The sequence below is a fragment of the endosymbiont DhMRE of Dentiscutata heterogama genome (assembly GCF_002888635.2).
Classification (GTDB): domain Bacteria; phylum Bacillota_I; class Bacilli_A; order Mycoplasmatales; family CGIF01; genus CGIF01.
This window is the reverse complement of sequence record NZ_LN828718.1, coordinates 177,306-189,386: the sequence shown is the minus strand read 5'-3', so window position 1 is coordinate 189,386 and position 12,081 is coordinate 177,306. Positions and strand designations below refer to the sequence as shown.

Genomic DNA, 12,081 nt, shown 5'->3' with positions numbered 1-12,081 from the left:
GATAGAAGTTTTTTTTCTGAAATTGGAGCAAAAGAACCTTAAAATTTACTATAATGAGACACAAAGATTTGTTAAATACCAATGATATTCTTAATTTATTAACTAGCAAGTTAAACCTTAATTTGAAACAAAAAGGGCGCAGTGTTTTCTTTCTTTGTCCTTTTCACAGTGATAAAAATCCCAGTTGTAGTTTCGAGCCCAATCGCAAAATATTTACTTGTTTTACTTGTGGCTTTAAGGCTAGCGATATCTTTAATTTTTGAGCCCAGTATCAAAAAATCGACCAGGAAGAGGCCATTGTAGAAATCGGCAAAATGGGCTATTTTGATTTGGCAATCTTACAAGAAGAAAAAAAACGAGAGCAAAAAGAAAAAAATCAAATTTTTTATTTGCTTTCACTCATAGCCGACATTTATCAACATAATTTGCTGACCCTGGTCGGCCAGGAAGTATTAAATTATCTCCGTCAAGAACGGCATTTAGACAAGACAACAATTAATCGCTTCGGTTTAGGATGTAGCATCAATAATCGCCAATTAAGCCGCCTACTTTTGGATCAAAAAAATGCTGATTTTTCCTCCGAGGATTTATTAGCCACTAATCTGGTTTGGATAACGGACCAGAATCAAACTTGTGATTTTTTCCCCGCCCACCATCTAATTATACCTTTAGCCAATACGGAGGGGAAAGTCGTGGCTTTTGCGGCACGAAAAGTCGGAGAAATATCCGCCGACGAAGGAAAATACAAATATTTGCCTAGTTATCAATATTATCAAAAATCGGCCTTGTTATATAATTATTCAATCGTTAAAAAAAACCGAGCCGAAGAATGTTATTTGGTCGAGGGATTTTTTGATGTCATCAGTTTGAGTAAATTGGAAATTAAAAACTGCCTGGCTCTGTTGGGAACCAATTTATCAGAAGAACAAATTAAACTTTTGCTCGGGTTAAAAAAACGAATTATCCTCTTTTTAGATAACGATAAAGCCGGACAGGAAGCCACAGTTAATGTAGCCATAAAATTGCTAGAACGGGAAATTGATTGTGAAGTAGTGAAAAATGACTATCCAGGTGATCCCGACGAAATTTGTCGTCAACAAAGCCAAGAAAGCATTCAAATCCTACTCCATAGTCGTGAAAATCCCTACTCATTTATCCTAAAATATTACTTTTTCAAACTAGCAGTCCGAGATAATCCCCAAAGAACTGTCCGTTTTATTAACCAAGTAGCCAATGTTTTCCAAAAATTTAAACCAAATATTTACGATTTTTTAATCGGCAAAATATCCTCCTTAACCGGCTGAAAAAAAACTGAAATCGAACCCCATTTTATCAAATGAAATTTGCCGTCTTTCAATACTCGCCATTATCAAATTATTTATGGTCAAGAATTAATTGTTGGAAAGGAAAAAAAAATAATCAGTCTTTGTACTCAAGAACGAGATTTTTGACTATTAACCCAAGAAAAAATCCCCTTTTTTTCCACTCAAAGTCATCGTGCCTGATATTATGACCTTTATAATTATTATATATCCTCCCCCTTTCATGACTCTTACTCAAAAAATTATCCTGTCCCCGAATTTTCTGGCTACCGCGGCTCTAATTCAACCGCTTTTTTCCCTCCCGACCAAAAGTCAAAAATTGTTAATATAGCACTTCAAGAACTAGATAACGCCAAACAATTTCTATTAAATTATGAATAAATTTCACCCTCTCGAAGCCAACGAAGAAAAAGAATTATTACGAGACGCCCAACCAGTAGTTAAAATTATTTTAGCTATCATTAGCCTAGAAAAAAAAATTGCCGAAAAGGAAAAAGTGAGAAAAGTTAAGTCAGAAAAAGACCAAGATGAATTGAAAAAATTAAAATCCGAATTAGAAAAAAAAAACCAAGAATTAGCCGAAATAGACCAGGAAAAACTCCAGAAAGGCATAAACGCTATTCGTTCTCTCCTCGACCGTAATCAAAATATAGTCAAATACATAGCAAGGGGTTATTCTTCATTAAAGGGTTGAGTGGGTTCTGAGGAGTTGAACTCGGAAGGAGTCCTTTCTCTTCTCAAGGCCATGGAAAAATTTGATCTTAACACTAAATTTCGTTTTGCCACTTATGCCGGCTGTTGGGTTAGACAATATATTCAAAGTTGTATCAACAAAGAACAATTTATTAATCAAGGAGGAGTTAAAGACAAAAAAAATGTAGTTTATTACGACAGCGGTTATCAAAATGATGACCAAGAAAGTAAATCTTATTCTTTGCAAGAAACTTTACATGACGAGCAAAATAACGAATTAACGGCTGAAGAATTGCGGCGCCAGGATGTGCTAATTCAGACCAACAATCTAATTAATACCTTAGGCAATCGGGAAGCAATTTTGTTAAATCGTCTTCTCTATAAGATTAAGCCTTCTAGTTTAGTGGATATTTATTACCTGGCTGACGAAAAAGAAAAAAAGGAACTACAAGAAAATCTGAAATTGAGTAAAAAGTTTAATTTGGAACAATTAAAAAAACGCCCCTTAGAAGGGTCAACAATCCGCAATTTGCCAGTAGTGAAAAAATATTTGTCGTTATTCACCAAAAATTACAAATTTATCGAAATAAGTAGAATTCTCGGCAAGTCAGAGAATACGACCCGCCAATTAAGATCGAAAACTTTCCAGGAACTCCAAAAACTGGCTAAAGAAAGAAAATTGCACTTTTTGATAACTTAGTTGATTAAAAATTATAATTTATTATAAGATATAGCAAAGAAAAACAAAGCAAGTAATAAAACAATTAAAATCACAATTGAGGTTCTTGACTACTAAAGTTGCTAAAATATATTTGAGGGCGAGTTGTCTTTTAAAAAAATTAAATTAAAGACATACAAAACAAAAAAACCATGACAAACAAACATATCAATTCTCTCAAAAATATAATTGCCTCCATTTGAAAAGAGGACTATATAACGCCATAATGGCGTAAGGAATAGGAGAAATTATTTTTAAAAATGGAATAAGAATTAAAAAGAACAGCCGCTAATGCGGTTAAAATTAGCAAAAATAAAGAAAATCAATAAATATTAAAATTATATGGTAAATAACAATAATGGAATACCCATAGAGGTAAATAAAAAGTCGATTGAGATAGTTTATGAATTAAAAGAGCAAGATAATTATCAAAGTAATTGATTAGCAAAAACTTTTCTTTCTAATGTTCATTGTGCGGGTGAAAGTAAGAATAAAAGGAAGGTTGAGATTGGTGAAGAGCATTTGATTAATACTTTAAATGGAGTTAAAACTTTTAACAAACACGATTGATGAGACGAGGATGAGTCGGTTTGCCAAAATGAGGATTTGAAGGTTCATAATTTTACAACTTCAGCAAAAAGAAGTGTGGGGCTTGGTGGAATGATAGCTAGCGGAGATATTGGTTATTCAGCGTTTAGGATTAGTGATAACGATAGTTCAGATATTAGAATTGGTAGTGTTTCGGTTGGAGGCGAAGCTGGAATGGGTGTAGGTGGCTATACCGCTAGATATTCGGCAAATGTGGATGTGGCTAATGCCCGAGTAGGTGCAGTTAGGGCGAACATTGGCATTGATGTTGGTAGCGGAGTGACAGCAGGAGTTGACGGTATAGAGGCTAAAGTAGCCGGTGTTGGTTTTAGTCTTGGTAAAAAAACGGGGATAAGTACTCCGTTTGGAGGAATATCAGTTGATTTTGACGATTGCGTTATTCAATAATTCGATAAGTGTTGTGTTGTACTAGGTGTAATAAACAATTAAGAACAAAAGAAAAATTCGTTGAAATAGGCAGCAACAGCAGATGATTTGCTTGGGTTGGGTGGAGAGGAAATAGATTAGGGGGCAAAGGAATATTTTGCCCCCCTTGTGCCAAAAAAGAAAGAAAGCGGAGAAAGCAATTTTGAAGAGAATTTTTTTTGTTTCATGTTGTGGTTATTTTTGGCCTACTAACCGGACTTTTAATTGTTGTGGTATTAAAACAGCCCAAGTAATAATATCTTGATTTAAAAAATGAATCTGCTTTTAGGCAAAAGTTAACACAGTTAAAAACCTTACAAGCCGCAAAAATCCTCCTTTTGCGGCTGGCTATTCTAATAATTGAGACTTAAAAGGTTTGAATTAATGGCTATTGCTAAATCCTGTTAACCTTTACCAAATAGAAAATGGCAAATATCTCCTTCTTTAACGATGTATTGCGAACCTTCCCTTCTAATTTTGCCCAGTTTTCTTAATTGGATTTCATTCGAATTAGTTAATCAGTCAATATAATTGTATACTTCTAACCGAATGAAATTCTTTTGGATATCGGTATGAATTAGCCCCGCACATTCTCGGGCCGTCATTTCTTTTTTGGCTAATCAACTTTTAGTTTCTTCTGCACCAGCAGTGAAAAAAACTTTCAGGTTCAGCAATTCTTTAATTTTTTCTGTTAGTAAGGAGAGGTCAGTGTCTTGTCAACCGAGTTCTTTTTTTTCTGCTGCCGATAATTCAGTCATTTCTCCCTCTAATTTAACGGCCAAAGGAAAGAAAAACAACCCTTTCTTTTTGGCGTATTCTCTTAATTTGTGGACCTCTTTTTCTTCCCCGCTATAATTAGCCAATAAAAGAATAGGTTTATTAGTCAAAAAATTATAACCTTTGATTAGCTCTTTTTCAGAAGTGGATAAATCTAGTTGACTTACTGGTATTTCTTGGGTTAATTTCTCCTGAATTGATTGTAAAATATTTTTTTCTCGCTGGGCTTTTTCATCCCGAATTTTTAGTTTGGTTAACTTTCTTTCTATTTGTTGTAAATCTGCTTCAATTAACTCTAATTGAATTATTTCTCAATCCCGAATTGGATTCACCGACTTTTCTACATGGACTATATCTTGGTCCGGAAAACAACGAAGAACCTGACAAATTAAATCTACCTCCCGAATATGAGATAAGAACTCATTGCCTAATCCGGAACCTTGGGCGGCCCCTTTCACTAAACCGGCAATATCAACGATTTCAATAACGCTCGGAGTCGTTTTTTTGCTTTGCCAATATTTGCTTAATTTTTCCAAACGAGAATCAGCAAGTAGCATTATCCCCACATTAGGAGTAATAGTTGCGAATGGATAATTAGCGATCAAAATATCTTTTTTGGTTAAAAAATTAAATAAAGTGGATTTACCGACATTTGGTAAACCGATCAGACCGATTTTGTGGGACATTAATTTTTTTTAATAAAAGCAACTGAATTAGAATAATCCAAGAATTCAAAACCCCCACTCACCTCTTTTAAGAAATAAGTAAGTTTATTAGTTTCATCATATTTAATTTTCATTTCCCCACTTTTCTCCCAGCCAAGCAGAGTTTTTTGGTCGGTAATAATAAATTGAAAGTCATTTTTTAAGGGATAACTAATTACTGCTGAAAAGTATCCTCATATTTTATAAAGTGGCAGGGGGAAAAAACGAGGATTTTTGCCGTCTTTGCTTTCTTTTATTTTTTCTTCTTCAATCTCAATTTTTCTATCGAGAGTAGTATCAATTATCAAAATCGCCTCTTTTTCTTGCGTAAAAGTCTTTTGACCGACCTGATTCCATTTGGTTGAAGGATATTGTATTTCGCAAGATTTATCAATTATTCATTTCAACACTTCGGGGATTTTTTGGAAATCTTTTTCCTTTTTGTAGATTTTGGCTGATTTGCTATAATTATTAGGTTGACAAATCATTTCCCTAATTTGGTAGTCAACCTGACTATTTAGAAAATAAAGAGCCTCGTTGGTAATTTCTTTTCGAGAATTTTCCACTAATTCAGATAACTTTTTGGGATTTTCCACAGCCATTTTTAAAATATCCTCTTTGACAGTTTTAGAGAAAAATTTTTTAAAAGTACAAGGAATTAATACTTTTTTTGGTTCTTGTAGAGGAGGAACAAATTCTTTCTCATAATGCTTTTTTTCATAGTCAATTTCTTTATCTATAAAAATACCGGTGTCATTCTCGATTTTTGTTACAAAATTTAAATGAGACAAAAATTTGCTTTTATTAGGAGGCGTCATTATATAATTTTTGTTAATTTGTCTTTTCTCAAAAGTTGGAGAATACATTTTTTCAGCAAAAAAAATTTCCTCATTTTTACTCTCCATTTCTTTTGCTGTCATGCCTCTGCTTCATTTTGACTTTAACGTTTTTTGATAATCATTTAATAATAGCGGATTTTTTTCTAGACCTAATTCCTTTAAATTAATGTCTTTTAGCGCTCCTTTTCTCTTAATTCCTTTCATACATTAGTTTTTTAATTCTTTAATTTTTGCTAATTACTTTTTTCTCTTTTTTTCGGCTTCGTGTCAGCCATAGCAAAACAATAATTTCCATTGTGGTTGAGACGCCAAAAATAATTCAACGATATTTATCAAAAAATGGTTCAATAGGTTTTAACTCCGCCTTAATTTTGTTCGATAATTTTGGATTAGAAACGGAGGTGGTGGCAACCAGAGTAAATTGGGATAGGTCGATAATTTCTTCTACTTTGTTTATTCTGATTTTCTTTCCAAGAAAATAAAAACTTCTTTCTACTTGTTGTTTTCCCAAATTAGTATTTTGTTTTGGGTCAATTATTTTCACCAATTCATTTTCTAATTCCGGATTAGTGATTTTATCAATATTTTTTAACCAAATAGTCGGTGAATGGCCTTCTAGTTTTTCCTCGTAATTTTTTTCTTGTTTACAGATTTCTGCGACTTTTTTTTGGAGAAATTCAGGACTGCTACTTTCGGTCGATCCAAAATCGATGATATTATATTCTTTTGCGGTTCACAACTTGTCTCTATTTGTCGCTAATTGTTCATTAAATTCCTCACCACAGAATAAGAGGGCACGACTGTTTTCTTTTTGGCCTCATTTTTCGACTCAATTATTTATTAACCTACGTTCATGTGACTTCTTTTCTAATATTTTTAACCACTCCTCTTTTTGTTTTTCCTGCTCTGCCTCTCTCGGAAATTTTTCTAAATCTTTTTGAATTTCTCGTTGTAATTTAAGAATTGATTTTTCTAATTTAAGTTTTTCCGGATCATTCGGATTGGGCTCGGCATTCGGAATAGTTTGAAAAACCTCTTCTAGTTGTTGGGCTGGCTTTTCTTTTCCAATTTTAGTGGCTAATATTGAACGAGCATATTCACCCGGCAAAATATAACCAACTACTAAAACCGCTAGAATAATAACTCCCCACAGTACTCGTCATCTTTTTTTTCACCAAAAAAGATAAAGAAACGGCAAAATAACCATTAAAGCACACCACCAAATTATTCACTTCATAAATTATAGTAAAAAACAGACAATAACTAACTATCTTATTTTATTGGTGCCCACAGTGGGAGTCGAACCCACACTGGACGGGTCTTGAATCCGCGGCGTCTACCAATTGCGCGATGTGGGCTTTTTTTAATATTCGACCACCTTTTTCGGCTCAACCAGATAACCAACTAGAAAACCACTTCCTATCATTCCCGTCACAATTACCAAACAAATAACTCACCAATAGCGTAAATGTCAAGGGAATTTTTCCTCTATTATTTTTAAAAATGAAGGAGCGTGGCTTTTATAAACTTCTATTGATTTTTCCGTAAATCGCTTTTTTTCCTCATCAGTCGCTTCTTCTATTCATTTCATCACTTTTCGTTGAATTATTTCTTGATTAGTTTCATTTTTTAGTTCCTCGTAAAGACCCATTTCTTTTCACAGTATTATTGCCATCTCTCGGGCTTGTAAAGGGTTTTTCGTGGCTCATTTTTGATATTCTGCAATGAATTTTCTTTCTCCGATACTTTCTTGGAAATGTATACCTACTTGTTTTTTTCATCAACTATAATAGACAAAGCCAAAAATTATTCCCAAAATCAGGCCAATTACCAGCCCAATTCATCTATATAATGATTTTTTGGTGTGTGTGTGTGTGTGTGTGTGTGTGTCGATTTCCATCGAAGTCGTTTAAAAATTCACTACTATTCATATATATTTATTTTGGTAGCGGGGGGAGGATTTGAACCTCCGATCTTTGGATTATGAGCCCAACGAGTTAGACCAGCTACTCTACCCCGCGATTTATTTATGAAAATAATTCCTGCTAATTTTATGCAACTTGACTTGTCTTAAACCCTTTTAAAGGATTTCAATTTCCAAATTGCTATAATTTATTTTATAACTAATCTTACACAAATAAATAATTAATATATATGTCAACTGTCAAACTTCACTCCAAAGGTTCTATTACTAAACGTTTTAAAACCCTCTCCAAAGGCAAATTAAAACATTGACGGGCTTATACTTCCCATCTAGCTTATAGTAAATCAACTAAACAAAAAAGGCATTTACGAAAGAGTTCTTTATTAAATAGTAGCGATTGAAAAAGATTAAAAAAAGTGGTTAGTCGTTAAAAATGAACGCAAAATTAGCAGAATTATTTCAAAGAAAGCATTTTTGAGAACACAAAAGAGATAATTTGTATAACCGAATAGTGTGGAATTATCAGCAAAATGCTGTCGTTTTTCTTTTTTTGATGGTTTATATTTGGGTGTTTTTCCAAAGAGGGACTATTTTTTTCACCGAAGCGGGCTGGTGTCTGGCAGTTCGAATCATAATTCTGGTAATTAGTCTGTTTTTGTGGTGGTTCACTCTTGTGCGAAATGTTTTTGATTGCTGTTACAAACTTCCTCGCTACCAACGAAAAATCTGTGAAGTGGACCACAAAATTATTGAGGAATTAAAAAAATTTAATTAAAAATGCCAGAATTACCCGAAGTTGAAACTGTTCGTCAAATATTAAGAGCCGAGATAATTGGAAAAAAATTTCGAAAAGTAGAAATTTACAAGCCAAAAGACGAAACAAATAAACGAGTGAGTTTAATTAAAAACATCAGTGAGGAAGAATTTGTTAGTTTACTAGCAGGCAAAATTATCCATGAAATAGAAAGAAAAGGAAAATGATTGTTTTTTATTCTTACCGACCAAGAAAAAAACAAAACCCATGTTTTAATTAGTCATTTGGGAATGACCGGAAAATATTTCATAGAGGAAAGGTTACTTACTCCGGAACAAAAAAAAATGTTTGAGAAACACAATAATGAAAGTGCAAAAGGTTTAACTTTTTATTTAGAAAACGGGCAAAAATCAGCAACATTAACTTATCGGGATGCTCGCCGATTTGGGGGTTTTCGCCTACAAACTTTTGAGGACTATAAAAAAATGGAACCTTACAAAAATATTGGAACTGATTTGCTTTATGAAAAAGTGGACGCTGAATCGCTATTTCAGCATTATCAAAAACGTAAAATTCCCATTAAAAATGCTTTATTAGAACAAAAAATAATTAGCGGAATTGGCAATATTTACGCTTCAGAAATACTTTTTGGCACTAAAATACACCCTCTAAAAAAAACAAATCAACTTACTGAATCGGAAGTAAAAAATATAATTTGTTCGGCTCAAAGCATTTTAAGAGAGGCTTTGAAATGAGGAGGAACTTCAGAATTTGATTTTGTTAATCCTTTAAGTAAAGAGGGTTCTTTTCAAAATAAATTAAAAGTCTATAATCGAAAAGGAAAACCTTGTCATAACAATTGTGGAAGTGCAATTGCAAAACTGGAAATTAACCAAGAAAAAGCCGCTGAAAAAAAACCAAAAGAACGAAGCACATTTTTTTGTCCGCGGTGTCAGAAATTAGAGTAATGCTGAATTTATTTTATCTAAATGATTGAATTTGTTATTCAAAAAGAAGAAGGCGACCAAACTATAATTAGTTTTCTCAAAAAAAGGTTTAAAACTACCCCCCTGAGCCTAATTTACAAATTATTTCGCACCAAAAAAATAAAAATTGATGGAACAAATATTCGTTATTATCATCATCGCTTAAAAGAGGGCGAAAAGGTTGAAATATATGATAACTATTTACAAAAGTCTAGTTTAACCATTTATCCACTTTCCCAGTCCAAAACATATTTTGAAATTATTTATGAGGACCAGAATATTCTGTTGGCTCTCAAAGAGCACGGAATAACCATGCCTAGTCTAGACAATGCTGTCCGAAATTACCTAGCCGAAAAAAATCCGGCCGAATATCAGAGGCAAATAGCGAATTTTTTCGTTTTGACGGCCGCACACCGGCTGGATAAACTAACTAAAGGGATAGTCATTTATCCGAAAAATCCCTCCACAAAGAGGGTATTATATCAGGTAATTGCTGACAAGAATAAGATAACCAAAAAGTATTTAGCGGTATGTGAAAAAAGACCTAAAAAAATATTGCCTAGTTATATTAGCGGTTATTTAAGCAAAAACAATCAAGAACAGAAAATGGAATTTTCTCGGGAGCCAACCAATTCCCAAGCCAAATTTTGTGCTTTGGAGGTGAGAAAAGTTGACACTAAGAACAATTATCAAACCTTAGAAATTACTTTACACACAGGGAGAAAACACCAAATTCGCAGTATTTTGTCCTATTTTGGCTTGCCAATTGTCGGTGATAAAAAATACGGCAGTAAAATAGATTTAAAAGATAAAATTTACTTGTTAGCCTACAAAATATTATTTGTCAATTTGCCAGCACCGCTTGCTTATTTAAATGGAAAAGAGTTTCAAATTTCGGATTAGATAAAATTTAAGTTGTATTAAACGCACGAGTGCTTATCGAGCGACAAAATAATATTATTAATATTGTCGGATAATGTAGTGTTGTGTCAAGGCCTTTATCAATTGCGGTGGTAGTATTTCTTGGTTTTAGTTGAGGACTTTTAGTTTTATTCTATCTTTTTTCTAAAAGAAAGATGCCTAAAAATAAGCAAAATAATAATCAATTAGAATTGGTTAAATGAGGTTTAGTTGCTCTTATTATTCTTTTTGTAATTACTTTTTTACTATCTTATTTACCTTGATATTTCGTAAAATAAATAAATGGAGTTGAGGACATGGCTTATAACAACAGCCCGTTGTCCACTTTTTTAAGTATTTTTACTAAAAATCCCCCTCGCGGAGTTTTCTTTTCATTTCTTTTTCCTTAATTTTTTCTTTTATTTGATATTTTCGTAAACGTTGAGCTAGGGCAATTTCCAATTTCGCCCAACCCTTGTTGTTAATAAAAAGTTGTAGCGGAACGAGAACATAATTTTTGGCTTTCATAACCCCAATTATTTTATTTATCTCGCGTCTGGTGAGGAGTAATTTTCTCTTTCTCCGAGTATCACGAGCCTGGGCTAGGTTGCGGGCATGAGAATATTGATAAGCCGCGATATTCATATTAAAAACATACAATTCTTTTTGTTGGGGCAAAGCGTAAGCCTCGTCGATTGCTACTCGATTATTACGAATCGACTTTATTTCGTTGCCGGTCAATTCTAAACCGGCCATCCAGCGGTCAATAATTTTATAATCGCGGAGATTTTTTTTGGCTTGGGAGATTAACCGACTGACCATGTTCTAGTTAGCACGACGTCGATTTCTGGTCCATAGGACCAGAATAATGATTAGGAAAAAAATTATCAGTATCCCTCCGCTGATTGATTTGTAGAAAAAATCGTCTTTACTTTTGTCCTCTAATTGTTGGATTCTCTGCTGGTTGGTCGGTCCGCTATTAGGCATATTTGAATTTTGGGAGAGCACTTTAATTATACCAGTCTTTTTGGGTTCAATAAAAGTTTCTAATATCTGTTTTTTAGATGAACGCGGACAACGCAAATTAATTATTGGACCATTGCTGTCAGTCTCATAAGAAGAATTAAAACCAATAATAAAGGTTAGATTAACTTCTTTGGTGTCAAAAACTAATTCAAAATTGGTCTTTTTGTTATCTAGCAAATCATTAAAAAAGGTGGGTGGTGTTTCCTCTTTAAAATAAAAATGTATTTCGTTCAAATTACTATCTGGATCGGCTCCTAATTTACGTAATTGAGCCGAATCAAAACCAAGCGAACTGACAGGGAAACAAGTGCTTACTTGGAGATGCAGTGATCTAAAAAATTCCAGTGGATTATCAGGGGAAGGCACGTGAGGAAATTCTTCCAATTTAGTTTTAACAAAAGGTATTTTAATTTCTACCATCATA

The 12,081-nt window shown here is 33.4% G+C and carries 13 protein-coding genes and 2 tRNA genes; 7 read left to right on the top strand and 8 right to left on the bottom strand.

Translation table 4 applies throughout. The features are described 5' to 3' along the window. The first annotated feature begins 53 nt into the window (after nt 1-53). The 3 genes from DHMRE_RS01275 (at nt 54) to DHMRE_RS01265 (ending at nt 3,729) form a co-directional block, all read left to right on the top strand. The gene (locus DHMRE_RS01275) at nt 54-1,703 is read left to right on the top strand and encodes a toprim domain-containing protein (RefSeq protein ID WP_322632576.1); all 1,650 of its coding nucleotides are present in this window, start codon (nt 54-56) and stop codon (nt 1,701-1,703) included. After that, the gene (locus tag DHMRE_RS01270; RefSeq protein ID WP_322632575.1) at nt 1,696-2,715 is read left to right on the top strand and encodes a sigma-70 family RNA polymerase sigma factor; all 1,020 of its coding nucleotides are present in this window, start codon (nt 1,696-1,698) and stop codon (nt 2,713-2,715) included. Before DHMRE_RS01275 ends, DHMRE_RS01270 begins: the two co-directional genes overlap by 8 nt. Nucleotides 2,716-3,075: 360 nt before the next feature. After that, nucleotides 3,076-3,729, top strand: a complete 654-nt coding sequence (locus DHMRE_RS01265; protein ID WP_322632574.1) for a hypothetical protein — start codon at nt 3,076-3,078, stop codon at nt 3,727-3,729. Nucleotides 3,730-4,151: 422 nt separating this feature from the next. Here the strand turns inward: DHMRE_RS01265 and ychF are convergent, their stop codons facing one another. The 6 genes from ychF to DHMRE_RS01235 form a co-directional block, all read right to left on the bottom strand. After that, complete coding sequence (ychF, locus tag DHMRE_RS01260) at nt 4,152-5,210, bottom strand: redox-regulated ATPase YchF (RefSeq protein WP_322632573.1); 1,059 nt, start codon at nt 5,208-5,210, stop codon at nt 4,152-4,154. Continuing rightward, nucleotides 5,210-6,271 carry a hypothetical protein gene (locus DHMRE_RS01255; RefSeq protein WP_322632572.1) on the bottom strand — a complete coding sequence of 354 codons (1,062 nt, stop codon included), beginning with the start codon at nt 6,269-6,271 and terminating at the stop codon, nt 5,210-5,212. The genes ychF and DHMRE_RS01255 overlap by 1 nt, the downstream gene beginning before the upstream one ends. Nucleotides 6,272-6,290: 19 nt before the next feature. After that, the gene (locus tag DHMRE_RS01250; protein WP_322632571.1) at nt 6,291-7,304 is read right to left on the bottom strand and encodes a hypothetical protein; all 1,014 of its coding nucleotides are present in this window, start codon (nt 7,302-7,304) and stop codon (nt 6,291-6,293) included. 44 nt (nt 7,305-7,348) lie between these two features. Then, a tRNA-Leu gene (locus tag DHMRE_RS01245) sits at nt 7,349-7,425 on the bottom strand. Between the two features lie 5 nt (nt 7,426-7,430). Next, nucleotides 7,431-7,967, bottom strand: coding sequence for a hypothetical protein (locus DHMRE_RS01240; RefSeq protein WP_322632570.1), 537 nt, complete (start codon nt 7,965-7,967; stop codon nt 7,431-7,433). Between the two features lie 43 nt (nt 7,968-8,010). Beyond that, nucleotides 8,011-8,088 (bottom strand) — tRNA-Met (locus DHMRE_RS01235). Nucleotides 8,089-8,221: 133 nt separating this feature from the next. Here DHMRE_RS01235 and rpmI point away from each other — a divergent pair. Genes rpmI through DHMRE_RS01215 form a run of 4 tightly spaced genes read left to right on the top strand, consistent with a single transcriptional unit; the run spans nt 8,222 to nt 10,634 of the window. After that, nucleotides 8,222-8,422 (top strand): 50S ribosomal protein L35, encoded by a 201-nt coding sequence (gene rpmI / locus DHMRE_RS01230; RefSeq protein WP_322632569.1) that lies wholly within the window; start codon nt 8,222-8,224, stop codon nt 8,420-8,422. 2 nt (nt 8,423-8,424) lie between these two features. Then, nucleotides 8,425-8,766 carry a hypothetical protein gene (locus DHMRE_RS01225; RefSeq protein WP_322632568.1) on the top strand — a complete coding sequence of 114 codons (342 nt, stop codon included), beginning with the start codon at nt 8,425-8,427 and terminating at the stop codon, nt 8,764-8,766. A gap of 2 nt (nt 8,767-8,768) precedes the next feature. Next, a complete protein-coding gene (gene mutM, locus DHMRE_RS01220; RefSeq protein ID WP_322632567.1) occupies nt 8,769-9,713 on the top strand; it encodes a bifunctional DNA-formamidopyrimidine glycosylase/DNA-(apurinic or apyrimidinic site) lyase in 945 nt (314 codons plus the stop codon). Between the two features lie 21 nt (nt 9,714-9,734). After that, nucleotides 9,735-10,634, top strand: a complete 900-nt coding sequence (locus DHMRE_RS01215) for a pseudouridine synthase (protein ID WP_322632566.1) — start codon at nt 9,735-9,737, stop codon at nt 10,632-10,634. A 360-nt stretch (nt 10,635-10,994) separates the two neighbouring features. Here DHMRE_RS01215 and smpB read toward each other — a convergent pair whose 3' ends face one another. Together smpB and DHMRE_RS01205 are read right to left on the bottom strand one after the other, a co-directional pair. Further along, the gene (gene smpB, locus DHMRE_RS01210) at nt 10,995-11,453 is read right to left on the bottom strand and encodes an SsrA-binding protein (RefSeq protein WP_322632565.1); all 459 of its coding nucleotides are present in this window, start codon (nt 11,451-11,453) and stop codon (nt 10,995-10,997) included. A 3-nt stretch (nt 11,454-11,456) separates the two neighbouring features. Next, nucleotides 11,457-12,080: a hypothetical protein gene (locus DHMRE_RS01205; RefSeq protein WP_322632564.1), complete on the bottom strand. Its 624-nt coding sequence runs from the start codon at nt 12,078-12,080 to the stop codon at nt 11,457-11,459. Between the last annotated feature and the right edge of the window lies 1 nt (nt 12,081).